Raw genomic sequence first — 25,862 nt, forward strand, 5'->3', positions numbered from 1 at the left:
GTCCGCCGTACGCCCCCTCAGGCCGCCGGGCGTGCCAGCCAGTCGTCCACACCGGCCAGCAGCCGCTTCCTGACCTCCTCCGGGGCGGCCGAACCGCGCACCGACTGCCGGGCCAGCTCCGCGAGTTCCGCGTCCGTGAAGCCGTGGTGGTGGCGGGCGATCTCGTACTGGGCCGCCAGCCGGGAGCCGAACAGCAGCGGGTCGTCGGCGCCCAGCGCCATCGGGACGCCGGCCTCGAAGAACGTGCGCAGCGGGACGTCCTCCGGCTTCTCGTACACGCCGAGCGCCACGTTCGAGGCCGGGCACACCTCGCAGGTCACGCCCCGGTCGGCCAGCCGCTTCAGCAGCCGCGGGTCCTCCGCCGCCCGCACCCCGTGCCCGATCCGCCCGGCGTGCAGGTCGTCCAGGCAGTCCCGGACCGACGCCGGCCCGGCCAGCTCACCGCCGTGCGGCGCCGACAGCAGACCGCCCTCCCGCGCGATGTGGAAGGCCCGGTCGAAGTCCCGCGCCAGGCCCCGCCGCTCGTCGTTGGAGAGCCCGAAGCCGACCACGCCCCGGTCCGCGTACCGCACCGCCAGCCGGGCCAGTGTGCGCGCGTCCAGCGGGTGCTTCATCCGGTTCGCGGCCACCAGCACCCGCATGCCGAGCCCGGTCTCCCGGGACGTCGTCTCCACCGCGTCCAGGATGATCTCCAGGGCCGGGATCAGACCGCCCAGCCGGGGTGCGTACGACGTCGGGTCCACCTGGATCTCCAGCCAGCCCGAGCCGTCGCGCAGGTCCTCCTCGGCGGCCTCCCGGACCAGGCGCCGGATGTCCTCCGGCTCGCGCAGACAGGAACGCGCCGCGTCGTACAGCCGCTGGAAGCGGAACCAGCCCCGCTCGTCGGTGGCGCGCAGCTTCGGCGGTTCCCCGCTGGTCAGCGCGTCCGTCAGCGCGTCGGGCAGACGGACGCCGTACTTGTCGGCCAGTTCCAGGACCGTTCCCGGCCGCATCGAGCCGGTGAAGTGCAGGTGCAGATGGGCTTTCGGCAGCTCGGACAGATCACGTACACGCTCCATTCCCAGATCCTGCCGTACGTCCCTGCCGCCCCGGTAGCCGTTTCCCCGCACGAGGTCTTGCCCGCACACAGAAGCGGGCCGCTTCCCCGGAGGGAAACGGCCCGCACGCGCGCGTGGCGGCCGGGAACTAGTCCCGCGCCTCCGCCAGCAGCTTCTGGACGCGGCTCACGCCCTCGACGAGGTCCTCGTCGCCGAGCGCGTACGACAGCCGGAGGTAGCCCGGCGTGCCGAAGGCCTCGCCTGGGACGACCGCGACCTCGGCCTCCTCCAGGATCAGCGCGGCCAGCTCGACGGTGTCCTTCGGGCGCTTGCCGCGGATCTCCTTGCCGAGCAGCGCCTTGACCGAGGGGTAGGCGTAGAAGGCGCCCTCGGGCTCCGGGCAGACCACGCCGTCGATCTCGTTGAGCATCCGCACGATCGTCCTGCGGCGCCGGTCGAAGGCCTCGCGCATCTTCGCCACGGCCTCCAGGTCACCGGAGACGGCGGCCAGGGCGGCCACCTGGGCGACGTTGGAGACGTTCGAGGTGGCGTGCGACTGGAGGTTCGTCGCGGCCTTGACGACGTCCTTCGGGCCGATCACCCAGCCCACGCGCCAGCCGGTCATGGCGTACGTCTTCGCCACACCGTTGACGACGATGCACTTGTCGCGCAGCTCGGGGAAGAGCCCCGGCAGGGACACGGCGGCGGCGTCGCCGTAGACCAGGTGCTCGTAGATCTCGTCGGTGAGCACCCACAGGCCGTGCTCCAGGGCCCAGCGGCCGATCGCCTCGGTCTCGGCCTCGGAGTACACCGCGCCGGTCGGGTTGGACGGGGAGACGAAGAGCACGACCTTCGTCTTCTCCGTGCGCGCGGCCTCCAGCTGCTCCACCGACACCCGGTAGCCGGTCGTCTCGTCGGCGACGACCTCGACCGGGACACCGCCGGCCAGGCGGATCGACTCCGGGTACGTCGTCCAGTACGGCGCCGGGACGATGACCTCGTCGCCCGGGTCGAGGATCGCGGCGAACGCCTCGTAGATGGCCTGCTTGCCGCCGTTGGTGACCAGGATCTGCGAGACGTCGGGCTCCCAGCCGGAGTCGCGCAGCGTCTTCGCGGCGATCGCGGCCTTCAGCTCGGGCAGGCCGCCGGCCGGGGTGTAGCGGTGGTACTTCGGGTTCCTGCAGGCCTCGACGGCCGCCTCGACGATGTAGTCCGGGGTCGGGAAGTCGGGCTCACCGGCGCCGAAGCCGATCACCGGACGCCCGGCGGCCTTCAGGGCCTTGGCCTTGGCGTCCACGGCGAGGGTCGCGGACTCGGAGATCGCGCCGACTCGGGCGGAGACCCGGCGCTCGGTGGGTGGGGTTGCAGCGCTCATGCGGCCCATCGTTCCAGACACGAAATGCGCCCGGCACACGGGTTTCACAGACTGAACAGGAAGGGTCGAGGCGTGAACACGGATCCGAATCCGGCCCCCGGCCAGGACGATCTTTGGTCACGGCGCTCCCGACGGGCACTTTCTGTTCGACGCCGGGCCGCGGACCACGTACACTCTCACCTCGTTGGCCTTCAGCGGCCGCCGCACAGCCGGTGCACACCGAGCACCCGGTCGGATGCGGTACGTTGGGGACACACAAAGGGTCGTAGCTCAATTGGTAGAGCACCGGTCTCCAAAACCGGCGGTTGGGGGTTCAAGTCCCTCCGGCCCTGCTACACACACCGCCAGGATGTGTGCGCATGTACGTACAGCATTGCACCGCCGTGCGGCTCAGGAACCGGGCGCGGCACGGCCACGACCCGGGATCAGGTGAGGACAATGACGGACGCCGTGGGCTCCATCGACACGCCTGACGCCCAGGACGAGGTGCCCGAGTCCAAGAAGAGGGCCCGCAAGGGCGGGAAGCGCGCCAAGAAGGGCCCGCTGAAGCGCCTCGCCACCTTCTACCGCCAGGTCATCGCGGAACTCCGCAAGGTCGTCTGGCCGACGCGCAACCAGCTGACGTCGTACACCACCGTGGTGATCTTCTTCGTCGCCATCATGATCGCCCTGGTGACCGTGATTGACTATGGGCTCGACCACGCGGCCAAGTACGTTTTCGGCTGAGCCAAGAGCGAAGGGCGCCGTGGCACCGGCGCCCGTTTTCGCATGTTCCACCCCTATGTATCCAGGAAGAAGCAGCCATCGTGTCTGACCCGAACCTGAACGACGACGCCACCGAGCCCCGCGGGCTGGCTGCCGAGACGGTGGACGACGAGCTCGACATCGTCGAGGGCGCGGACGAGCAGGACGAGTTCGAGGCTGCCGAGGCCGAGGCGGGGGAGCCGGCCGAGGAGGCCGCCCTGCACGTCGAGGACGAGGGCGAAGAGGCCGAGGCCGACGAGGACGCCGAGGCCGAGGGGGAGGCCGCCGTCGAGGAGGCCGCCGAGGAGCCGGCCGCCCCGGTGGACCCGATCCAGGCCCTCCGCGAGGAACTGCGCACCCTGCCCGGCGAGTGGTACGTCATCCACACCTACGCCGGCTACGAGAACCGCGTGAAGACCAACCTGGAGCAGCGCGCCGTCTCGCTGAACGTCGAGGACTACATCTTCCAGGCCGAGGTGCCGCAGGAAGAGGTCGTCCAGATCAAGAACGGCGACCGCAAGACGATCAAGCAGAACAAGCTGCCGGGTTACGTCCTGGTCCGCATGGACCTGACCAACGAGTCCTGGGGCGTCGTCCGCAACACCCCGGGCGTCACCGGCTTCGTCGGCAACGCCTACGACCCGTACCCGCTGACCCTGGACGAGATCGTCAAGATGCTCGCCCCGGAGGCCGAGGAGAAGGCCGCCCGCGAGGCCGCCGAGGCCGAGGGCAAGCCCGCCCCGCAGCGCAAGGTCGAGGTCCAAGTCCTGGACTTCGAGGTCGGCGACTCGGTCACCGTCACCGACGGCCCGTTCGCCACGCTCCAGGCGACCATCAACGAGATCAACCCCGACTCGAAGAAGGTCAAGGGCCTGGTCGAGATCTTCGGCCGCGAGACGCCGGTCGAGCTGTCCTTCGACCAGATCCAGAAGAACTGAAGCCGTCCCCCGAGAGCGCCCCGCCGGTCAGCACCGGGCCGGGGCGCTCTCGCCGTGTCCGGCCCGCCGCCCTCGTCGCCGTGGCCGCCCTGGCGCTGCTCGCGACGGTGTACGCCGTCTTCCTCCCGGCGGCCTGGGCGCGGACCGAGCTGCGGGGCGCGGAGCCGGCCGAGGCGACCTTCCACGCGGGGACCTGCATCCTCGGCCGGTGCAGCGTCACCTTCCCGTTCCACGGGGAGGAGGTCACGGCCGGCCTCCCGCTCGGCACGCGCGCGCGTGGACACGCCGAGGGTGACACCGTGGAGGTACGGCACGCGCCGGGCGAGCCGGGGCGGGTCGCGCTCGCCGAGGACACCGGACGCGGGACCGTGGCCGCGCTGCTCGCCGTACCGGGCGGCGCGACCCTGGTCACCCTGTCGGCCGCGGCCGCGTACGTGCGGCGCGACCGGCGGACCGAAGACCCCGCCGACCCCGCGAACCCCGCCTGACCAGGGCGATTTCCTGTCTCGTGGTAAGAGCGGCTATCGTGGTGCGGTATGCCATCTGTGTGATCTTGCCCCCATGGGTGCAGGTCCTAGGCGCGGATGGCAGTCAACCTCTCAGTAAGGACCCGGAGAGAGCATGCCTCCCAAGAAGAAGAAGGTCACGGGGCTCATCAAGCTCCAGATCCAGGCCGGCGCCGCCAACCCGGCCCCGCCGGTCGGCCCGGCGCTGGGCCAGCACGGCGTCAACATCATGGAGTTCTGCAAGGCCTACAACGCCGCGACCGAGTCGCAGCGCGGTTGGGTCATCCCGGTGGAGATCACGGTCTACGAGGACCGTTCCTTCACCTTCGTCACCAAGACGCCGCCGGCCGCGAAGATGATCCTCAAGGCCGCGGGTGTCGAGAAGGGCTCCGGCGAGCCGCACAAGACCAAGGTCGCCAAGATCACCGAGGCGCAGGTCCGCGAGATCGCCCAGACCAAGATGCCCGACCTCAACGCGAACGACCTGGACGCCGCGGCGAAGATCATCGCCGGTACCGCGCGCTCCATGGGCGTCACGGTCGAGGGCTGACCCCGACCCACTCGTAGTCATGCGGCTGCCAGGGATGTGTAGCCGCACGTGGCAGGGCCTGCTCGGCCCAGGGACCACGACTCCTTTCAGAACACACAGGAGCAAGTTGTGAGCAAGCGCAGCAAGGCTCTCCGCGCTGCGGACGCCAAGGTCGACCGGGAGAAGCTCTACGCCCCGCTCGAAGCCGTCCGTCTCGCCAAGGAGACCTCCACGACCAAGTTCGACGCCACCGTCGAGGTCGCCTTCCGTCTGGGTGTCGACCCGCGCAAGGCCGACCAGATGGTCCGTGGCACCGTGAACCTTCCGCACGGCACCGGTAAGACCGCCCGGGTCCTGGTCTTCGCGACCGGCGACCGTGCCGAGGCCGCGCGTGCCGCGGGCGCCGACATCGTCGGTGCCGACGAGCTGATCGACGAGGTCTCGAAGGGCCGCCTGGACTTCGACGCCGTCGTCGCCACCCCGGACCTCATGGGCAAGGTCGGCCGCCTCGGCCGCGTCCTCGGCCCGCGTGGTCTGATGCCGAACCCGAAGACCGGCACCGTCACCCCCGACGTCGCCAAGGCCGTCACCGACATCAAGGGCGGCAAGATCGAGTTCCGCGTCGACAAGCACTCGAACCTGCACTTCATCATCGGCAAGGCGTCCTTCGACGACTCCAAGCTGGTGGAGAACTACGGCGCCGCGCTGGAGGAGATCCTCCGTCTGAAGCCGTCCGCCGCCAAGGGTCGCTACATCAAGAAGGCCGCCATCACCACCACGATGGGCCCCGGCATCCCGGTCGACCCGAACCGCACCCGCAACCTCCTGGTCGAGGAGGACCCGGCCGCCGTCTGAGCCTGAGGCTCGGTCCCGGTAGCCGCGTCAGCGACGCGTAAAGAACAGGGCGGGCCCTGGAACCTCCGAGGTTCCGGGCCCGTCCTTTCTTTGTGCGACCTTTCGTACGACTGTCAGTGGCCTGGGCTACGGTGCAGGCACAGGACACGCAATTGGGGTGGGAGCAGATGAACAGCACGACCGCGCGCCGGGCGGCCCTTTCCATCGCGGTGGTGGCCGCGCTGACCGGAGTGGCCGCCTGCGGCTCCTCCGACTCGGACAAGGGCGGTGACAAGGCGGCCGGCAAGACCGTGACCCACGTCAGCCCCATAGCCGCCCTGCGCTCCGCCGAGAAGTCCACCGACAAGGCCGACTCGGCCAAGGTGCGGTCCACGACCTCCGTCGGCGAGCTCATGGCGATGACCGCGGACGGCGCCCTCACCTGGGGTGACGGTCTCAAGGGCAACCTCACCATCACGTACACCGGCGGCAAGATGGCCGAGCTGATGAAGCAGGCCGGCACCTCCTCCATGGAGGCGCGGTACCTGCCGGACGCCTACTACGCGCACATGAGCGACGCGTACGCCCAGCAGGCGGGCGGCGGCAAGCACTGGATCAAGTACTCCTACGACGACCTCGCCAAGCTCGGCGGCGCCTCCGGGTCGTACATGAAGGACCAGCTCCAGAACTCCACCCCGAACCAGTCCGTGAAGCTGCTGCTGGCCTCCGGTGACGTCAAGAAGGTCGGCGAGGAGACGGTCTCCGGCGCCCACACCACGCACTACTCGGGCAAGGTCGACGTCGCCGACCTCGCCGAGAAGTCCAGCGACCTCAGCGCCGACCAGATGTCCGCCCTGAAGAAGCAGCTCACCCAGGCCGGCGTCACCACCGAGACCGTCGACGTCTGGATCAACGACCAGGACCTGCTGGTCAAGAAGACCGAGAAGGCCGACACGGCCAACGGCGCCATGACCAACACGACGCTCTACAGCGACTACGGCGTGAAGGTCACCGCCGAGGCGCCCCCGGCCAGCGACACCAAGGACTTCGCGGACATGATGAAGTCCGGCGGGCTGACGGGCGGCACCGGCACCGGAACCGGAACCGGCACCACCTCCTGACCCGCCGCCCGTCCTGACCGGCGACGGCTCTCCAGGCCCCCGGAGGCGCGCTCAGCGCCCTCCGGGGGCCTGTGGCCGCCCACCCCGGCCAGGTGGCCGGCGGCAGGCCTGCGCCACCCCGGCCGGAAGGCCCCCGCTGTCCCGTCGGCAAGGCCTGCGTCGCTCCGGCCGGGAGGCCTGCGCTGCGCCGCCTCAAGGATCGTGGCGCCTGGGTCGGCAGCCGTGCGTTGCCCCGGCCGGACCGGTCCCAAACGGTCGATTTGCTCGACCGAGCCTGCGTCCCGTACTCTCTTCGAGAAGCCAAAGACCGCTGGTCGTTGCCGTGCGCTCGAACGAGGGTGCGGTGGCCGAAGGATCCGCTGAAAAGTGGGCGACCCGCGCAGGTGATTGTGGAAGAACTCCCGGAGTGCGCGCGCAGAGCGCGTGTGCGGCCGGTCGAGTCCGCCCCGAGCGCCTGCGCCGGGGCGTTTCGTTTTCCCCAGTCCTCCTTCGGGTCCGCGCGGTCCGAATCACCCGGAAGGAGGCCGAGGCTCTATGGCGAGGCCCGACAAGGCTGCCGCGGTTGCGGAGCTGACGGACAAGTTCCGCAGCTCCAACGCCGCCGTGCTGACCGAGTACCGCGGTCTCACCGTGGCGCAGCTCAAGACGCTGCGCCGGTCGCTCGGTGAGAACGCCCAGTACGCCGTGGTGAAGAACACGCTGACCAAGATTGCGGCCAAGGAGGCCGGGATCACGCTGGAGGACCAGCTCTTCGCTGGCCCGACGGCCGTCGCCTTCGTCACCGGTGACCCGGTGGAGTCGGCGAAGGGTCTGCGTGACTTCGCCAAGGACAACCCCAATCTCGTCATCAAGGGCGGTGTCCTTGAGGGCAAGGCCCTCTCCGCCGACGAGATCAAGAAGCTTGCGGACCTCGAGTCCCGCGAGGTTCTGCTCAGCAAGCTGGCCGGTGCCTTCAAGGGGAAGCAGTCCCAGGCTGCCTCCGTCTTCCAGGCGCTGCCGTCGAAGCTCGTCCGCACCGTGGACGCGCTGCGCGCCAAGCAGGCCGAGCAGGGCGGTGCCGAGTAATTCGGCTCGCTTTCTGACCCGCACCACAGGCGCGGGTCGCAGCGGGCCGACGTACGCCCGCCTTATCCAGTACATCCGGCACCTGCCGATTTGAGTGGAAGGACCGCCATCATGGCGAAGCTGTCCCAGGACGAGCTGCTTGCCCAGTTCGAGGAGATGACCCTCATCGAGCTCTCCGAGTTCGTGAAGGCCTTCGAGGAGAAGTTCGACGTCACCGCCGCCGCTGCCGCGCCGGTCGTCGTCGCCGGTGGTGCCGCTGGTGGCGCCGCCGCCGAGGCCGAGGAGGAGAAGGACGAGTTCGACGTCATCCTCACCGGTGCCGGCGACAAGAAGATCCAGGTCATCAAGGTCGTGCGTGAGCTGACCTCCCTGGGTCTGAAGGAGGCCAAGGACCTCGTGGACGGCACCCCGAAGCCGGTCCTGGAGAAGGTCAACAAGGAGGCCGCGGACAAGGCCGCCGAGGCCCTCAAGGGCGCCGGCGCGTCCGTCGAGGTCAAGTAAGACCTTCGCGACCGCAGAAACGGCCCGCTAGGGCTGTAACGCGAACGCACCGAAGGGCGATCATCCATCCGGGTGGTCGCCCTTCGGCGTTCCCCGGAGCCCGGCGAGGGCTGCCTTGCACCTGTGTTCGTGCGGGGTAAGGTGATCTTCGTCGTGTCTCCCGATGACCCGGTTCCGGCAAGGAGCCCTTGACGAACCGCACGCAGCGCGCAATTCTCAGGACGCGTCGTCACAAGGATCCGAATCCGAGGCATGGATCGACGACGAAGAGGGCAGTATCAACGTGCGTTGAGGGCAGGCATGCCGAGGGCGTTGACGAGGGCGTTGAGGGCAACGAGGGTCTTCGAAAACCCGCACTGGACATCAGTGTGCCAAGTGGCTACACTGACCCTTTGCGCTGCCTGTTAGCTGTCCCCTGCCCGTCACCAGGGGTCTGCCCTCACTTGAGCACAGTCGACCGAAGCCCCCCTGACCTGGGGTTTCCGTCCCTGTGTGCGGGAGAGGGACCGGTACGCGCGTAGTGAGTCCGAGCCCTCGGAAGGACCCCCTCTTGGCCGCCTCGCGCACTGCCTCGACCGCGAATACGAACAACGGCGCCAGCACCGCCCCGCTGCGCATCTCCTTTGCAAAGATCAAGGAGCCCCTCGAGGTTCCGAACCTGCTCGCGCTGCAGACCGAGAGCTTTGACTGGCTGCTCGGCAACACCGCCTGGCAGACTCGGGTCGAGGAGGCTCTGGAGAACGGTCAGGACGTCCCCACCAAGTCCGGTCTGGAGGAGATCTTCGAGGAGATCTCCCCGATCGAGGACTTCTCCGGGTCGATGTCGCTGACGTTCCGGGACCACCGCTTCGAGCCGCCGAAGAACTCGATCGACGAGTGCAAGGAGCGCGACTTCACGTACGCCGCCCCGCTCTTCGTCACCGCCGAGTTCACCAACAACGAGACCGGTGAGATCAAGTCCCAGACCGTCTTCATGGGCGACTTCCCGCTCATGACGAACAAGGGCACTTTCGTCATCAACGGCACCGAGCGTGTCGTGGTGTCGCAGCTGGTCCGTTCCCCCGGTGTCTACTTCGACTCCTCCATCGACAAGACGTCCGACAAGGACATCTTCTCCGCCAAGATCATCCCGTCCCGGGGTGCCTGGCTGGAGATGGAGATCGACAAGCGCGACATGGTCGGTGTCCGTATCGACCGCAAGCGCAAGCAGTCGGTCACCGTGCTGCTGAAGGCGCTCGGCTGGACGACCGAGCAGATCCTCGAGGAGTTCGGCGACTACGAGTCGATGCGCGCCACCCTGGAGAAGGACCACACCCAGGGCCAGGACGACGCGCTGCTCGACATCTACCGCAAGCTGCGTCCGGGCGAGCCCCCCACGCGTGAGGCCGCGCAGACGCTGCTGGAGAACCTCTACTTCAACCCGAAGCGCTACGACCTCGCCAAGGTCGGCCGCTACAAGGTCAACAAGAAGCTGGGTACGGACACCCCGCTGGACGCGGGCATCCTGACCGTCGAGGACATCATCGCGACGATCAAGTACCTGGTGAAGCTGCACGCCGGCGAGACCGAGACCACCGGTGACAACGGCGAGACGGTCGTCGTCGAGACCGACGACATCGACCACTTCGGCAACCGGCGCCTGCGCAGCGTCGGCGAGCTGATCCAGAACCAGGTCCGTACGGGTCTGGCGCGTATGGAGCGTGTCGTCCGCGAGCGGATGACCACCCAGGACGTCGAGGCGATCACGCCGCAGACCCTGATCAACATCCGGCCGGTCGTCGCCTCCATCAAGGAGTTCTTCGGCACCAGCCAGCTGTCCCAGTTCATGGACCAGAACAACCCGCTGTCGGGTCTCACCCACAAGCGCCGCCTGTCGGCTCTTGGCCCGGGTGGTCTCTCCCGTGAGCGGGCCGGCTTCGAGGTCCGTGACGTGCACCCGTCGCACTACGGCCGCATGTGCCCGATCGAGACCCCTGAAGGCCCGAACATCGGTCTGATCGGCTCGCTCGCCTCCTACGGCCGGGTCAACGCGTTCGGTTTCGTCGAGACCCCGTACCGCAAGGTCATCGACGGCCAGGTCACCGACGAGGTCGACTACCTGACCGCCGACGAGGAGGACCGCTTCGTCATCGCGCAGGCCAACGCGCCGCTGACGGACGACCTCCGGTTCGAGGAGAGCCGCGTGCTCGTCCGCCGTCGTGGCGGCGAGGTCGACTACGTCGGCCCCGAGGACGTGGACTACATGGACGTCTCGCCGCGCCAGATGGTGTCGGTCGCGACCGCCATGATCCCCTTCCTCGAGCACGACGACGCCAACCGTGCCCTCATGGGCGCGAACATGATGCGCCAGGCCGTCCCGCTGATTAAGTCGGAGGCCCCGCTCGTCGGTACCGGCATGGAGTACCGCTCCGCCGTCGACGCCGGCGACGTCGTCAAGGCCGAGAAGGCGGGTGTGGTCCAGGAGGTCTCCGCGGACTACATCACCACGGCCAACGACGACGGCACGTACATCACGTACCGCCTGCACAAGTTCGCCCGGTCCAACCAGGGCACCTCGGTCAACCAGAAGGTCGTCGTCAACGAGGGCGACCGGATCATCGAGGGCCAGGTCCTCGCCGACGGTCCGGCCACCGAGAACGGTGAGATGGCCCTCGGCAAGAACCTGCTCGTGGCGTTCATGCCGTGGGAGGGTCACAACTACGAGGACGCGATCATCCTGTCGCAGCGCCTCGTGCAGGACGACGTCCTCTCCTCGATCCACATCGAGGAGCACGAGGTCGACGCCCGTGACACCAAGCTCGGCCCCGAGGAGATCACCCGGGACATCCCGAACGTCTCCGAGGAGGTCCTCGCCGACCTGGACGAGCGCGGCATCATCCGCATCGGTGCCGAGGTCATCGCCGGTGACATCCTCGTCGGCAAGGTCACCCCGAAGGGTGAGACCGAGCTGACCCCCGAGGAGCGCCTGCTGCGCGCGATCTTCGGTGAGAAGGCCCGTGAGGTCCGTGACACCTCGCTGAAGGTGCCGCACGGCGAGACCGGCAAGGTCATCGGCGTGCGCGTCTTCGACCGCGAGGAGGGCGACGAGCTGCCGCCGGGCGTGAACCAGCTGGTCCGCGTCTACGTCGCGCAGAAGCGCAAGATCACCGACGGTGACAAGCTCGCCGGCCGTCACGGCAACAAGGGTGTCATCTCGAAGATCCTGCCGATCGAGGACATGCCGTTCCTGGAGGACGGCACCCCGGTCGACATCATCCTCAACCCGCTGGGTGTGCCGTCCCGAATGAACCCGGGACAGGTCCTGGAGATCCACCTCGGCTGGCTCGCCAGCCGCGGCTGGGACGTCTCCGGCCTGGCGGACGAGTGGGCCCAGCGCCTGCAGGCCATCGGCGCCGACCAGGTCGCCCCCGGCACCAACGTCGCGACCCCGGTCTTCGACGGTGCCCGCGAGGACGAGCTGGCGGGTCTGCTGCAGCACACCATCCCGAACCGGGACGGCGAGCGCATGGTGCTCCCGACCGGTAAGGCGCGGCTGTTCGACGGCCGTAGCGGTGAGCCGTTCCCGGACCCGATCTCGGTCGGCTACATGTACATCCTGAAGCTGCACCACCTGGTCGACGACAAGCTGCACGCCCGTTCGACCGGTCCGTACTCGATGATCACCCAGCAGCCGCTGGGTGGTAAGGCCCAGTTCGGTGGCCAGCGGTTCGGTGAGATGGAGGTGTGGGCCCTCGAGGCCTACGGCGCCGCGTACGCCCTCCAGGAGCTGCTGACCATCAAGTCCGACGACGTCACCGGCCGCGTGAAGGTCTACGAGGCCATCGTCAAGGGCGAGAACATCCCTGAGCCCGGCATTCCCGAGTCCTTCAAGGTGCTCATCAAGGAAATGCAGTCCCTGTGCCTCAACGTGGAGGTGCTGTCCTCGGACGGCATGTCCATCGAGATGCGCGACACCGACGAGGACGTCTTCCGCGCTGCGGAGGAGCTCGGCATCGACCTGTCCCGGCGCGAGCCGAGCAGCGTCGAAGAGGTCTGACGGGAGTCCGGCGGGGCCCTCACCCACAGGGCCCCGCCGACCCCCAGGCCCCCGTATCAGACCAAAGACTTTCGACCCTGAGAGGGATTGACGCATAGTGCTCGACGTCAACTTCTTCGACGAGCTCCGGATCGGCCTGGCCACCGCTGACGACATCCGTCAGTGGAGCCACGGCGAGGTCAAGAAGCCCGAGACCATCAACTACCGCACCCTCAAGCCCGAAAAGGACGGACTCTTCTGCGAGAAGATCTTCGGTCCGACCCGGGACTGGGAGTGCTACTGCGGCAAGTACAAGCGCGTCCGCTTCAAGGGCATCATCTGCGAGCGCTGTGGCGTCGAGGTCACCCGCGCCAAGGTGCGCCGTGAGCGGATGGGCCACATCGAGCTGGCCGCGCCCGTCACCCACATCTGGTACTTCAAGGGTGTGCCGTCGCGCCTCGGCTACCTGCTGGACCTGGCGCCGAAGGACCTCGAGAAGGTCATCTACTTCGCCGCGTACATGATCACGTACGTGGACGAGGAGCGCCGTACCCGCGACCTGCCCTCCCTGGAGGCGCACGTCTCGGTCGAGCGGCAGCAGATCGAGAACCGCCGGGACGCCGACCTGGAGGCCCGCGCCAAGAAGCTCGAGTCCGACCTGGCCGAGCTGGAGGCCGAGGGCGCCAAGGCCGACGTGCGCCGCAAGGTGCGCGAGGGTGCCGAGCGCGAGATGAAGCAGCTGCGCGACCGTGCGCAGCGCGAGATCGACCGTCTCGACGAGGTGTGGAACCGGTTCAAGAACCTCAAGGTCCAGGACCTCGAGGGCGACGAGCTGCTCTACCGCGAGCTGCGTGACCGCTTCGGCACGTACTTCGACGGTTCGATGGGTGCCGCGGCGCTGCAGAAGCGCCTGGAGTCCTTCGACCTCGAGGAGGAGGCCGAGCGCCTCCGCGAGATCATCCGCACCGGCAAGGGCCAGAAGAAGACCCGTGCCCTGAAGCGGCTGAAGGTCGTCTCCGCGTTCCTGCAGACCTCCAACAGCCCCAAGGGCATGGTCCTGGACTGCGTCCCGGTCATCCCGCCGGACCTGCGTCCGATGGTGCAGCTGGACGGTGGCCGCTTCGCGACCTCCGACCTGAACGACCTGTACCGCCGTGTGATCAACCGCAACAACCGTCTGAAGCGGCTCCTGGACCTCGGTGCCCCGGAGATCATCGTCAACAACGAGAAGCGCATGCTTCAGGAGGCTGTTGACGCCCTCTTCGACAACGGCCGTCGCGGCCGGCCGGTGACCGGTCCCGGTAACCGTCCGCTGAAGTCCCTCAGCGACATGCTGAAGGGTAAGCAGGGTCGATTCCGTCAGAACCTGCTCGGTAAGCGTGTCGACTACTCGGCGCGTTCCGTCATCGTCGTCGGCCCGCAGCTGAAGCTGCACCAGTGCGGTCTGCCCAAGGCGATGGCCCTGGAGCTGTTCAAGCCGTTCGTGATGAAGCGCCTGGTCGACCTGAACCACGCGCAGAACATCAAGAGCGCCAAGCGCATGGTGGAGCGCGGCCGTACGGTCGTGTACGACGTCCTCGAAGAGGTCATCGCCGAGCACCCGGTGCTGCTGAACCGTGCTCCCACCCTGCACCGCCTCGGCATCCAGGCCTTCGAGCCGCAGCTGGTCGAGGGCAAGGCCATCCAGATCCACCCGCTCGTCTGCACCGCGTTCAACGCGGACTTCGACGGTGACCAGATGGCCGTGCACCTGCCGCTGTCCGCGGAGGCGCAGGCCGAGGCCCGCATCCTGATGCTGTCCTCGAACAACATCCTCAAGCCGGCCGACGGCCGTCCGGTGACGATGCCGACCCAGGACATGGTCCTCGGTCTGTTCTTCCTCACCACCGACGGCGAGATGCGCGACGTCAAGGGCGAGGGCCGTTCGTTCGCGTCCGTGGCCGAGGCGATCATGGCGTTCGACGCCGGCGAGCTGTCGCTGCAGTCGCGCGTGGACATCCGCTTCCCGGTGGGCACCATCCCGCCGCGCGGCTGGACCCCGCCGGCGCGCGAGGAGGGCGAGCCGGAGTGGCAGCAGGGTGACAGCTTCCGGCTGAACACCACGCTGGGCCGCGCGCTCTTCAACGAGCTGCTGCCCGAGGACTACCCGTTCGTCGACTACGAGGTCGGCAAGAAGCAGCTCTCCGAGATCGTCAACGACCTCGCCGAGCGCTACCCGAAGGTCATCGTGGCGGCGACGCTCGACAACCTGAAGGCGGCCGGCTTCTACTGGGCGACCCGTTCCGGTGTCACCGTGGCCATCTCCGACGTCGTCGTTCCCGAGGCGAAGAAGGAGATCGTCAAGGGCTACGAGGCGCAGGACGAGAAGGTCCAGAAGCAGTACGAGCGCGGTCTGATCACCAAGGACGAGCGCACGCAGGAGCTCATCGCGATCTGGACCAAGGCGACCAACGAGGTCGCCGAGGCGATGAACGACAACTTCCCGAAGACCAACCCGATCTTCATGATGGTGAACTCGGGTGCACGAGGCAACATGATGCAGATGCGTCAGATCGCCGGTATGCGTGGTCTGGTGTCGAACGCGAAGAACGAGACGATCCCGCGTCCGATCAAGGCGTCGTTCCGTGAGGGTCTGTCCGTGCTGGAGTACTTCATCTCCACGCACGGTGCCCGTAAGGGTCTGGCGGACACCGCTCTGCGTACCGCCGACTCGGGTTACCTCACCCGTCGTCTGGTCGACGTCTCCCAGGACGTCATCATCCGCGAGGAGGACTGCGGCACCGACCGTGGCCTCAAGCTGCGGATCGCCGAGCGCGGCGCCGACGGTGTGCTGCGCAAGGCGGACGACGTCGAGACGTCCGTGTACGCGCGCTGCCTCGCCGAGGACATCGTGGTCGACGGCCAGGTGCTGGCCCCGGCCGGCACCGACCTGGGCGACGTCCTCATCGAGGAGCTCGTCGGCCGTGGCGTCGAGGAGGTCAAGACCCGCTCGGTCCTGACCTGCGAGTCCGCCGTCGGTACCTGCGCGATGTGCTACGGCCGTTCGCTGGCCACCGGCAAGCTGGTCGACATCGGTGAGGCGGTCGGCATCATCGCCGCCCAGTCCATCGGTGAGCCCGGTACCCAGCTGACGATGCGTACCTTCCACACCGGTGGTGTGGCCGGTGACGACATCACCCAGGGTCTGCCCCGTGTCGTCGAGCTCTTCGAGGCCCGTACCCCGAAGGGTGTCGCCCCGATCTCCGAGGCCTCCGGTCGCGTGCGGATCGAGGAGACCGAGAAGACCAAGAAGATCGTCGTCACCCCGGACGACGGCAGCGACGAGACGGCGTACCCGATCTCGAAGCGTGCCAAGGTCCTGGTCCGTGAGGGCGACCACGTCGAGGTGGGCCAGCAGCTCACCGTGGGTGCCACCAACCCGCACGACGTGCTGCGCATCCTGGGTCAGCGTGCCGTCCAGGTCCACCTGGTCGGCGAGGTCCAGAAGGTCTACAACTCGCAGGGTGTGTCGATCCACGACAAGCACATCGAGATCATCATCCGGCAGATGCTGCGCCGCGTGACGATCATCGAGTCCGGCGACGCCGAGCTGCTGCCCGGCGAGCTGGTCGAGCGCTCCCGCTTCGAGCACGAGAACCGTCGTGTGGTCCAGGAGGGCGGTCACCCGGCCTCCGGTCGTCCGCAGCTGATGGGTATCACCAAGGCCTCGCTGGCGACGGAATCCTGGCTGTCGGCCGCCTCCTTCCAGGAGACGACCCGAGTCCTGACGGACGCGGCGATCAACGCCAAGTCCGACAGCCTCATCGGCCTGAAGGAGAACGTCATCATCGGTAAGCTCATCCCGGCCGGTACGGGTCTGTCCCGCTACCGCAACATCCGGGTCGAGCCGACCGAGGAGGCCAAGGCCGCGATGTACTCGGCCGTCGGCTACGACGACATCGACTACTCGCCGTTCGGCACCGGCTCCGGCCAGGCCGTTCCGCTGGAGGACTACGACTACGGTCCGTACAACCAGTAAGGCGTACGTCCACTGAAGGGCGGTCACCCCAGCGGGGGTGGCCGCCCTTCGGCGTTGGGCGGCTCACCGCGGTGCCGGCCCCGGAGGCCGGTGCGCCGGTGCAGCCGCAGAGGGGCGGCGCAGAGGGCCAGGGTGGCCCCCACGGCCACCGGCAGGGCCGGCATGGGGACGAGGGGCGGTCGCTCGGCTCCGGCCCGGCCAGGGCCCGTCCCGCGAGCCCGAAGAGCAGGAACACGACCAGTCGGCCGGCCGGCAGGGCGCAGAGGCTGCCGAACGAGTCCAGCAGGGCGAGGGCGATGGTCCCGGGCGCCGCGATGTACGCAGCCTTCTCCGCGAACGTCGACAGGGGAGAGCGCGGAGGCGGGGGCCCGGGGCGGGCGGGCGGCCGCTGCGGCGCGGACACGGCCGTCAGTCAGTCCGCGGGCCCCGGGGCCCGCACACGGGCCGCTCCGCCCCGCTGGCGCGGTGCGGCAGCACCCGCCGACGGCGCCCGTTCTTCCGAATCGAAGATCACCTAGGGTACGGCGACTTGACATGCTCCGCAGCCCGGGGCCTCCGGACCCCATTTGTTTTGACCACAGCGAATGAGGTAGGTACGCTCAGACCTTGTGCCTGGGGTGTGCCCTGGCCCTCGTGCGTGCCTACAAACCGCATTCGGGCCGAGAGCGGCCACCGTAATTCGCGCCCTTTCCGCCTTGCGGCGGGAGTCTGGCGGATTCGACACACCCGACCGCGTGGGTCGGCGACGTTCCAGGTTAGCTGTACATCGGCACACAGAAACCGGAGAAGTAGTGCCTACGATCCAGCAGCTGGTCCGGAAGGGCCGGCAGGACAAGGTCGAGAAGAACAAGACGCCCGCACTCGAGGGTTCCCCTCAGCGTCGCGGCGTCTGCACGCGTGTGTTCACGACCACCCCGAAGAAGCCGAACTCGGCCCTCCGCAAGGTCGCGCGTGTGCGTCTGACCAGCGGCATCGAGGTCACCGCTTACATTCCGGGTGAGGGACACAACCTGCAGGAGCACTCCATCGTGCTCGTGCGCGGCGGCCGTGTGAAGGACCTGCCGGGTGTTCGCTACAAGATCATCCGCGGTTCGCTCGACACCCAGGGTGTCAAGAACCGCAAGCAGGCTCGCAGCCGTTACGGCGCCAAGAAGGAGAAGTAAGAATGCCTCGTAAGGGCCCCGCCCCGAAGCGCCCGGTCATCATCGACCCGGTCTACGGTTCTCCTCTGGTGACCTCCCTGATCAACAAGGTGCTGCTGAACGGCAAGCGCTCCACCGCCGAGCGCATCGTCTACGGCGCCATGGAGGGCCTGCGCGAGAAGACCGGCAACGACCCGGTCATCACGCTGAAGCGCGCTCTTGAGAACATCAAGCCGACCCTCGAGGTCAAGTCCCGCCGTGTCGGTGGCGCCACCTACCAGGTGCCGGTCGAGGTCAAGCCCGGCCGCGCCAACACCCTGGCGCTGCGCTGGCTGGTCGGTTACTCCCGCGCCCGTCGCGAGAAGACCATGACCGAGCGTCTCCTCAACGAGCTTCTCGACGCCTCGAACGGCCTCGGTGCGGCCGTGAAGAAGCGCGAGGACACCCACAAGATGGCCGAGTCCAACAAGGCCTTCGCGCACTACCGCTGGTAGTCGCTACCCACATCGAGACCGAGAGAAGACTGAAGCCTTATGGCTACCACTTCACTTGACCTGGCCAAGGTGCGCAACATCGGCATCATGGCCCACATCGACGCGGGCAAGACGACCACCACCGAGCGGATCCTGTTCTACACCGGTGTGTCCTACAAGATCGGTGAGGTCCACGACGGCGCTGCCACCATGGACTGGATGGAGCAGGAGCAGGAGCGTGGCATCACGATCACCTCTGCTGCCACCACCTGTCACTGGCCGCTGGAGAACGTCGACCACACCATCAACATCATCGACACCCCGGGTCACGTCGACTTCACCGTCGAGGTGGAGCGCTCCCTGCGCGTGCTCGACGGTGCCGTGACGGTGTTCGACGGCGTCGCCGGCGTGGAGCCCCAGTCCGAGACGGTGTGGCGTCAGGCGGACCGCTACGGCGTTCCGCGTATCTGCTTCGTCAACAAGCTCGACCGCACGGGCGCCGAGTTCCACCGCTGCGTGGACATGATCTCGGACCGCCTGGGCGCGCAGCCGATCGTCATGCAGCTCCCGATCGGTGCCGAGGCCGACTTCAAGGGCGTCGTGGACCTGGTCCGCATGAAGGCGCTCGTGTGGTCCGCCGAGGCCACCAAGGGCGAGATGTACGACATCGTCGACATCCCGGACACCCACACCGAGGCTGCCGAGGAATGGCGCGGCAAGCTGCTCGAGGCCGTGGCCGAGAACGACGAAGAGATCATGGAGCTGTACCTGGAGGGCCAGGAGCCTTCCGAGGAGCAGCTGTACGCCGCGATCCGTCGTATCACCATCGCCTCCGGCAAGGGCACCGGCACCACCGTGACCCCGGTGTTCTGCGGTACCGCGTTCAAGAACAAGGGCGTCCAGCCCCTGCTCGACGCGGTCGTGCGCTACCTGCCCTCCCCCGTTGACATCGAGGCCATCGAGGGCCACGCGGTCAACGACCCGGAGGAGGTCATCCGCCGCAAGCCGTCCGACGACGAGCCGCTGTCCGCGCTGGCGTTCAAGATCATGAGCGACCCGCACCTCGGCAAGCTCACCTTCGTCCGGGTCTACTCGGGCCGCCTGGAGTCCGGCACCTCGGTGCTGAACTCCGTCAAGGGCAAGAAGGAGCGCATCGGCAAGATCTACCGCATGCACGCCAACAAGCGTGAGGAGATCGACTCGGTGGGCGCCGGTGACATCGTCGCCGTCATGGGCCTGAAGCAGACCACCACCGGTGAGACGCTGTCCGACGACAAGAACCCGGTCATCCTGGAGTCCATGGACTTCCCGGCGCCGGTCATCCAGGTCGCCATCGAGCCCAAGTCGAAGGGCGACCAGGAGAAGCTGGGCGTCGCGATCCAGCGCCTGGCCGAGGAGGACCCGTCCTTCCAGGTCCACTCGGACGAGGAGACCGGCCAGACCATCATCGGTGGTATGGGCGAGCTGCACCTCGAGGTGCTGGTCGACCGTATGCGCCGTGAGTTCAAGGTCGAGGCCAACGTCGGCAAGCCGCAGGTGGCCTACCGCGAGACGATCCGCAAGGCCGTCGAGCGCGTCGACTACACCCACAAGAAGCAGACCGGTGGTACCGGTCAGTTCGCGAAGGTGCAGATCGGCATCGAGCCGCTCGAGGGTGGCGACACCTCGTACGAGTTCGTGAACAAGGTGACCGGTGGCCGTATCCCGAAGGAGTACATCCCTTCGGTGGACGCCGGTGCGCAGGAGGCCATGCAGTTCGGCATCCTGGCCGGCTACGAGATGACCGGTGTCCGTGTCATCCTCCACGACGGCGCCTACCACGAGGTCGACTCCTCCGAGCTCGCCTTCAAGATCGCTGGTTCGCAGGCCTTCAAGGAGGCCGCGCGCAAGGCCAGCCCTGTGCTCCTTGAGCCGATGATGGCCGTCGAGGTCACCACGCCCGAGGACTACATGGGTGAGGTCATCGGCGACATCAACTCCCGCCGTGGCCAGATCCAGGCCATGGAGGAGCGGGCCGGTGCCCGCGTCGTGAAGGGCCTCGTGCCCCTGTCGGAGATGTTCGGCTACGTCGGCGACCTCCGCAGCAAGACGTCGGGTCGCGCAAGCTACTCGATGCAGTTCGACTCCTACGCCGAGGTTCCGCGGAACGTCGCCGAGGAGATCATCGCGAAGGCCAAGGGCGAGTAACGCACCGCGTTCACACGCCGTAGGCTTGACTCCGGAGCCTCCAGGGGTAAACGTCCGCAATCGTGAGCGTTTGCCCCGGGTTCCGGGCCTTTACAGCAAAGATCACCTGGCGCCGATGAAGTAAGGCGTACAGAACCACTCCACAGGAGGACCCCAGTGGCGAAGGCGAAGTTCGAGCGGACTAAGCCGCACGTCAACATCGGCACCATCGGTCACATCGACCACGGTAAGACGACCCTCACGGCCGCCATTACCAAGGTGCTGCACGACGCGTACCCGGACCTGAACGAGGCCACCCCGTTCGACAACATCGACAAGGCGCCCGAGGAGCGTCAGCGCGGTATCACCATCTCCATCGCGCACGTCGAGTACCAGACCGAGGCGCGTCACTACGCCCACGTCGACTGCCCGGGTCACGCGGACTACATCAAGAACATGATCACGGGTGCGGCGCAGATGGACGGCGCCATCCTCGTGGTCGCCGCCACCGACGGCCCGATGCCGCAGACCAAGGAGCACGTGCTCCTGGCCCGCCAGGTCGGCGTTCCGTACATCGTCGTCGCCCTGAACAAGGCCGACATGGTGGACGACGAGGAGATCCTGGAGCTCGTCGAGCTCGAGGTCCGTGAGCTCCTCTCCGAGTACGAGTTCCCCGGCGACGACGTTCCGGTCGTCAAGGTCTCCGCGCTCAAGGCCCTCGAGGGCGAGCAGGAGTGGGTGGACTCCGTCCTCAACCTGATGAAGGCCGTCGACGAGTCGATCCCGCAGCCGGAGCGCGACGTCGACAAGCCGTTCCTCATGCCGATCGAGGACGTCTTCACGATCACCGGTCGCGGTACGGTCGTCACCGGCCGTATCGAGCGTGGTGTCCTGAAGGTCAACGAGACCGTCGACATCATCGGCATCAAGACCGAGAAGACCACCACCACGGTCACCGGCATCGAGATGTTCCGCAAGCTGCTCGACGAGGGCCAGGCCGGTGAGAACGTCGGTCTGCTCCTCCGTGGCATCAAGCGCGAGGACGTCGAGCGCGGCCAGGTCATCATCAAGCCGGGCTCGGTCACCCCGCACACCGAGTTCGAGGCGCAGGCCTACATCCTGTCCAAGGACGAGGGTGGCCGCCACACGCCGTTCTTCAACAACTACCGTCCGCAGTTCTACTTCCGGACGACGGACGTGACCGGCGTGGTGACCCTCCCCGAGGGCACCGAGATGGTCATGCCGGGTGACAACACCGAGATGAAGGTGGAGCTCATCCAGCCCGTCGCCATGGAAGAGGGCCTGAAGTTCGCCATCCGTGAGGGTGGCCGCACCGTGGGCGCCGGCCAGGTCACCAAGATCGTCAAGTAAGTTCCGCTTGCTTGAGGGTCACTGCCTGACCTAGGGGAGGCCCGTACGACCTCGGTCGTACGGGCCTCTTCGCATGTCCGCGCCCTCCCGTACCCCCCGGCACCCTCCCGGCCGGGGTGCGCATACGGTTCTCCGGGTGAGCAGGAGTGCCTCGATACGCGCAGTGCTGCAGACGGCCGTCCCCTGGCTGGCGGCGGCGGCCGTGGTGGTCTACGGGGCCTGGCAGCAGGGTCTGTTGTCCTGGGGCGGCGCCGCGGAGTCGGGCCCGGCCAGGGCCGTCGCACTTCCGGGCGGTGGTGTCTCGGCGGGCCGTCACTGCGGAGCCGCGGGCTACCACTACTTCCCGTTGCCCGCCTCCGCCTCCCTGCCCCCGCCGGCCGAGCCGCCGCCCGGCCCGCAGCTGGTCCTCGGCTCCTACGGCTACGAGAGACTGTCCCGCCGCGCCCCCGGCCGCCTCACCGTGAGCCTGCTCCTGGCGCCGTCCCCCAAGGGATCCCCGCGGATGTCCCGGCTCCCTGCCGGCGAGGGCGTCGCGGTCGAGATCGAGGGCCCCGACGGGCTGGTCGGCGGCGCCCACGACCTGCCCGTCACCTGGACGTCCTCGGCCGGGTACGGCCGGGCCGAGCTGTCCCTGCCGCCGGAGGCCCTGTGCCCCGGCCAGGACGCGAGGACCGTGGCGAACAGGCTGTCGGCTCCGATCGACTCCTCGAACACCGTCACCGGCCAGCCGCCCTACACCCTGACCGTGTCGGTCCGCGACCGGGACCTCGGCCTGCTCAGCGCGAACAACCTCCTGCCGCTGGACGCCCCGGGCCGAGCGCCTCGAAACTATTCGGCGCCTCCGACCCGTTCCCCCCACGGCTCACGCGCCCCAGTATTTGTCATGCCGGTGAGCAAATAGCAGACAGGCAGGGAGTGGAGGGCGACGCATGTCCGTGGCGCGCAGAACCGTACTGGGGGCGGGGCTCACCGCCGTACCGGTGCTGACCTCGGCCGGTGGTGCCTGGGCCGGGGGAGAGGGCGGCCAGGACGGCCAGGGTGTCCGCCGCGGCCCGGACGGCCCGGTGGTGACGGACCCGGGGGCGTACATCTCGTTCACGGGCGGCGCCTTCTCGCTGGTCGGTGCTCCCGTGGTGGTCAGCCCGGAGGATCACCCCGGAGTCGTACGGGTCGCCGGCGACCTGAGGGACGACCTCGCGCGCGTGACCGGGGTCCGTCCGGGCAGCACGGTCGGCCGCTTCCCGGTGCTGCTCGGCACGATCGGCCGCAGCCCGCTGATCGACGGTCTGATCCGCTCCGGCAAGCTCGACGTCACGGGCGTGCGGGGCAGCTGGGAGACCTCGCTGCAGACCGTCGTGGACCACCCGATGCCGGGTGTGGAGCGGGCGTTCGTCATCGCGGGCAGCGATCCGCGGGGCACGATCTTCGGGGCGTACGACGTCTCGTACGGCATCGGAGTCTCGCCCTGGCACTGGTGGGACGACGTGCCGCCGGCCCGCCGCGACCGGGTGTGGGTGAAGCCGGGCCGCTTCACCCAGGGGACCCCGGCGGTGAAGTACCGGGGTGTCTTCGTCAACGACGAGAACCCGGCGCTCGGCACCTGGGCACCGGCGTACTTCGGTCCGGGCAAGGCGCCGGGCCACCCCGGAGGCTTCACCGCCGACTTCTACGCCAAGGTCTTCGAGGTGCTGCTGCGCCTGAAGGGCAACTACCTCTGGCCGGCGGTCTGGGGCCGGGCGTTCGCGGAGGACGACCCGGAGAACCACCGTCGGGCCGCCCAGTACGGCATTGTCATGGGCACGTCTCACGAGGCTCCGATGATGCGCGGCATCGAGGAGTGGAACCGGCACGCCGGCTCCGGTACCGACCCCTACGGGGGCACGGGCGAATGGTCGTACCGCCGCAACGCGGAGGCGATCCGCGCCTACTGGCGCGCCGGCATCCAGCGCATGGTCGACCAGAGCTTCGAGGGCGTCGTCACCCTCGGCATGCGCGGCAACGGCGACACCGGCCTGCCCGACGGCGACGGCATCGAGCTGATGCAGCAGATCATCTCCGACCAGCGCCGCATCATCGAGGAGGTCACCGGCAGACCCGCCTCGGAGACCCCCCAGGTCTGGACCCTGTACAAGGAGGTCCAGCGCTACTGGGACCGCGGGCTGCGCGCACCGGACGACGTCACCGTGGTCCTCACCGACGACAACTGGGGCAACATCCGCAAGCACCCGGACGGCCCGCGCCCCGGCGGCTACGGCCTCTACTACCACTTCGACTACGTCGGCGCCGGCCGCAACTACAAGTGGGTCGACACCGCCAACCTCAGAAACGTCTGGGACCAGCTCCACCAGGCGCACGCCTACGGCAACCACGGCCTGTGGGTGGCCAACGTCGGCGACCTGAAGGGCAACGAGCTGCCGACGGAGTTCTTCCTGACGTACGCCTGGGACCCGTCCCGCCTGCCGCTCGACCGTGTCGCGGACTGGGAGGAGCGCTACGCCCGCCAGAACTTCGGCGAGGCGCAGGCCCGGGAGATCGCCTCCCTGCTGGCCGAGTACGGCCGGCTCCAGGCCCGCCGCAAACCGGAGTTGCTGAACCGCCGGATCACCCTCTCCGGCGACCGGGTCGTGTACGACGACCAGCAGACCCCGTACTACTTCGCGCACCGGGAACTGGAACGGGTCACCGAGGAGTGGCGCGCCCTGGGCCGCCGCGCCGAACGCATCGAGCGCAGACTGCCGGAGCGGCTGCGGGACGCGTGGTTCGAACTGGCCGGTTACGCGGTCACCGCGACCGCGAACCTGTACGCGCTGCGGCACGCCGAGTTCACGAACCTGCTCTACGCCGCGCAGGGCCGGTCGGCGGCGAACGACCGCGCGGCCCGGGCCGAAGCGGCCCTCGCGGCGGACTTCGCCCTCGCCGACCGCTTCGACTCCCGGGTCGCGGACGGCAAATGGAAGGGCTTCCAGAGCCAGCCGCACATCGACTACGGCGACGTGGACCGCTACGGCCCCAACGCGCCGTGGCAGCAGCCCGAGAAGGACGACGTGGCCCTGCCGGACGTGCTGTTCCCCGCGGTGCGGCGCATCGAGGTGCCCTCCGGTGCGGAGCTGGGCGTGTCCGTGGACGGGGCGGAGGACGCGGGGGAGTGGTGGCCGGGGGGCTCCTCCTCGGTCGCGTCGCTGCCGCCGTTCAGCCCTTACCAGACCCGGCCCCGGCAGTACGTGGAGATCTTCAACCGGGGCCGTACGCCCTTCCCGTACGAGGTCTCGGCGTCGGCGCCCTGGCTGCGGGTGGACCGTCCCCGGGGCCGGGTGGACCAGCAGGTCCGCCTGGAGGTGGAGGTGGACTGGTCCCGGGCTCCGGCAGGGCGCGCGGAGGCGACCCTGACGGTCCACGGCGCGGGCGCGTCGGTCCCGGTCCGCTGCGTGGCGGAACGCCCCTCGGGCGTGCGGGTGCGGGGCTTCGTGGAGGCCGGCGGCTATGTGGCGATCGACGCCGGGCACTACGACCGCGCGGTCGGCCGGTGGCGCCGTATCGACGGCATCGGACGGACCGGGGCGGGCATGACGCCGTGGCCGGTGACGTCCCCGAGCCGCACCCCGGGCGGCGACTCGCCCCGCCTGGAATACGAGGTGACGCTGCTGTCCGCCGCCCCCGAGGTGACCGTGTGGGCCCACCTGTCCCCCCGCAACCCGGCCGTCCCCGGTGTCCCGGGCCTGCGCTACGGCGTCTCGCTGGACGACGGCCCGATCCGCACCGTGGACATCACGGCGGGCGCGGACGACGGTGCCCTGAACACCGTCTGGGCCCGCCACACCTCGGACAACGTCAACGCGACGGCCACCACGCACACGGTGGCGGAGCCGGGTACACACCGGCTGAAGTTCTGGATGGTGGATCCCACGGTGGTGGTGCAACGGCTGCTGATCGACACCGGTGGGCTGCCGCAGCTGTATCTGGGGCCGCTGGAGAGCCGGCGGGTGGGGGACGGCCACCCGTAGGGGTGGCAGGCCCTCCGTCGGGATCG

The 25,862-nt window shown here is 68.5% G+C and carries 18 protein-coding genes and 1 tRNA gene; 17 read left to right on the forward strand and 2 right to left on the reverse strand.

The genetic code is table 11. The features are described 5' to 3' along the window. Positions 1-17: 17 nt before the first annotated feature. A complete protein-coding gene (locus tag IEZ20_RS14015; RefSeq protein ID WP_189298142.1) occupies positions 18-1,058 on the reverse strand; it encodes an adenosine deaminase in 1,041 nt (346 codons plus the stop codon). A gap of 127 nt (positions 1,059-1,185) precedes the next feature. Then, positions 1,186-2,412 carry a pyridoxal phosphate-dependent aminotransferase gene (locus tag IEZ20_RS14020; RefSeq protein ID WP_189298144.1) on the reverse strand — a complete coding sequence of 409 codons (1,227 nt, stop codon included), beginning with the start codon at positions 2,410-2,412 and terminating at the stop codon, positions 1,186-1,188. Between the two features lie 259 nt (positions 2,413-2,671). On the opposite strand from IEZ20_RS14020, the gene IEZ20_RS14025 reads away from it, so the two are divergent. From IEZ20_RS14025 to IEZ20_RS14105, 17 genes are all read left to right on the forward strand, one after another. Next, positions 2,672-2,744 (forward strand) — tRNA-Trp (locus tag IEZ20_RS14025). 106 nt (positions 2,745-2,850) lie between these two features. Continuing rightward, on the forward strand, positions 2,851-3,138 hold the full coding sequence (gene secE / locus IEZ20_RS14030; RefSeq protein ID WP_189298146.1) for a preprotein translocase subunit SecE: 288 nt from the start codon (positions 2,851-2,853) through the stop codon (positions 3,136-3,138). 80 nt (positions 3,139-3,218) lie between these two features. Beyond that, positions 3,219-4,094, forward strand: coding sequence for a transcription termination/antitermination protein NusG (nusG, locus tag IEZ20_RS14035; protein ID WP_189298148.1), 876 nt, complete (start codon positions 3,219-3,221; stop codon positions 4,092-4,094). Positions 4,095-4,174: 80 nt separating this feature from the next. Next, positions 4,175-4,582: a hypothetical protein gene (locus tag IEZ20_RS14040; protein WP_189298150.1), complete on the forward strand. Its 408-nt coding sequence runs from the start codon at positions 4,175-4,177 to the stop codon at positions 4,580-4,582. Between the two features lie 133 nt (positions 4,583-4,715). Then, complete coding sequence (gene rplK, locus IEZ20_RS14045; RefSeq protein WP_030747472.1) at positions 4,716-5,150, forward strand: 50S ribosomal protein L11; 435 nt, start codon at positions 4,716-4,718, stop codon at positions 5,148-5,150. A 108-nt stretch (positions 5,151-5,258) separates the two neighbouring features. Then, positions 5,259-5,984: a 50S ribosomal protein L1 gene (gene rplA, locus IEZ20_RS14050; RefSeq protein WP_189298151.1), complete on the forward strand. Its 726-nt coding sequence runs from the start codon at positions 5,259-5,261 to the stop codon at positions 5,982-5,984. Between the two features lie 167 nt (positions 5,985-6,151). Beyond that, positions 6,152-7,084, forward strand: a complete 933-nt coding sequence (locus tag IEZ20_RS14055) for an SCO4651 family lipoprotein (RefSeq protein WP_189298153.1) — start codon at positions 6,152-6,154, stop codon at positions 7,082-7,084. A 534-nt stretch (positions 7,085-7,618) separates the two neighbouring features. Continuing rightward, entirely contained in the window at positions 7,619-8,149 is a 531-nt protein-coding gene (gene rplJ / locus IEZ20_RS14060) for a 50S ribosomal protein L10 (RefSeq protein ID WP_086697258.1), read from the forward strand. A 111-nt stretch (positions 8,150-8,260) separates the two neighbouring features. Then, positions 8,261-8,650: a 50S ribosomal protein L7/L12 gene (gene rplL / locus IEZ20_RS14065; RefSeq protein ID WP_086697259.1), complete on the forward strand. Its 390-nt coding sequence runs from the start codon at positions 8,261-8,263 to the stop codon at positions 8,648-8,650. Between the two features lie 550 nt (positions 8,651-9,200). Continuing rightward, positions 9,201-12,686: a DNA-directed RNA polymerase subunit beta gene (gene rpoB / locus IEZ20_RS14070; protein ID WP_189298155.1), complete on the forward strand. Its 3,486-nt coding sequence runs from the start codon at positions 9,201-9,203 to the stop codon at positions 12,684-12,686. 97 nt (positions 12,687-12,783) lie between these two features. Then, positions 12,784-16,683 (forward strand): DNA-directed RNA polymerase subunit beta', encoded by a 3,900-nt coding sequence (locus tag IEZ20_RS14075; RefSeq protein WP_189298158.1) that lies wholly within the window; start codon positions 12,784-12,786, stop codon positions 16,681-16,683. 791 nt (positions 16,684-17,474) lie between these two features. Then, positions 17,475-17,846, forward strand: coding sequence for a 30S ribosomal protein S12 (gene rpsL, locus IEZ20_RS14080; RefSeq protein WP_003948652.1), 372 nt, complete (start codon positions 17,475-17,477; stop codon positions 17,844-17,846). Positions 17,847-17,848: 2 nt separating this feature from the next. Beyond that, positions 17,849-18,319 carry a 30S ribosomal protein S7 gene (gene rpsG / locus IEZ20_RS14085; RefSeq protein ID WP_003998848.1) on the forward strand — a complete coding sequence of 157 codons (471 nt, stop codon included), beginning with the start codon at positions 17,849-17,851 and terminating at the stop codon, positions 18,317-18,319. 39 nt (positions 18,320-18,358) lie between these two features. Then, positions 18,359-20,485, forward strand: a complete 2,127-nt coding sequence (gene fusA, locus IEZ20_RS14090; RefSeq protein ID WP_189298160.1) for an elongation factor G — start codon at positions 18,359-18,361, stop codon at positions 20,483-20,485. Between the two features lie 156 nt (positions 20,486-20,641). Then, entirely contained in the window at positions 20,642-21,835 is a 1,194-nt protein-coding gene (gene tuf, locus IEZ20_RS14095) for an elongation factor Tu (RefSeq protein ID WP_014674366.1), read from the forward strand. A 136-nt stretch (positions 21,836-21,971) separates the two neighbouring features. After that, positions 21,972-22,736, forward strand: coding sequence for a hypothetical protein (locus tag IEZ20_RS14100; RefSeq protein ID WP_229896057.1), 765 nt, complete (start codon positions 21,972-21,974; stop codon positions 22,734-22,736). A 28-nt stretch (positions 22,737-22,764) separates the two neighbouring features. Beyond that, the gene (locus tag IEZ20_RS14105; protein WP_229896058.1) at positions 22,765-25,836 is read left to right on the forward strand and encodes a glycosyl hydrolase 115 family protein; all 3,072 of its coding nucleotides are present in this window, start codon (positions 22,765-22,767) and stop codon (positions 25,834-25,836) included. The last annotated feature ends 26 nt before the right edge of the window (positions 25,837-25,862 follow it).

Source organism: Streptomyces cinerochromogenes, assembly GCF_014648635.1.
GTDB classification, from domain to species: Bacteria; Actinomycetota; Actinomycetes; order Streptomycetales; family Streptomycetaceae; genus Streptomyces; species Streptomyces cinerochromogenes.

Coding starts and splice junctions, on each gene's coding strand:
- IEZ20_RS14015 (WP_189298142.1), bottom strand. CDS start 1,058: ATGGAGCGTGTACGTGATCTGTCCGAGCTGCCGAAAGCCCATCTGCAC.
- IEZ20_RS14020 (WP_189298144.1), bottom strand. CDS start 2,412: ATGAGCGCTGCAACCCCACCCACCGAGCGCCGGGTCTCCGCCCGAGTC.
- secE (WP_189298146.1), top strand. CDS start 2,851: ATGACGGACGCCGTGGGCTCCATCGACACGCCTGACGCCCAGGACGAG.
- rplK (WP_030747472.1), top strand. CDS start 4,716: ATGCCTCCCAAGAAGAAGAAGGTCACGGGGCTCATCAAGCTCCAGATC.
- IEZ20_RS14055 (WP_189298153.1), top strand. CDS start 6,152: ATGAACAGCACGACCGCGCGCCGGGCGGCCCTTTCCATCGCGGTGGTG.
- rplJ (WP_086697258.1), top strand. CDS start 7,619: ATGGCGAGGCCCGACAAGGCTGCCGCGGTTGCGGAGCTGACGGACAAG.
- rplL (WP_086697259.1), top strand. CDS start 8,261: ATGGCGAAGCTGTCCCAGGACGAGCTGCTTGCCCAGTTCGAGGAGATG.
- rpsG (WP_003998848.1), top strand. CDS start 17,849: ATGCCTCGTAAGGGCCCCGCCCCGAAGCGCCCGGTCATCATCGACCCG.
- fusA (WP_189298160.1), top strand. CDS start 18,359: ATGGCTACCACTTCACTTGACCTGGCCAAGGTGCGCAACATCGGCATC.
- IEZ20_RS14105 (WP_229896058.1), top strand. CDS start 22,765: ATGTCCGTGGCGCGCAGAACCGTACTGGGGGCGGGGCTCACCGCCGTA.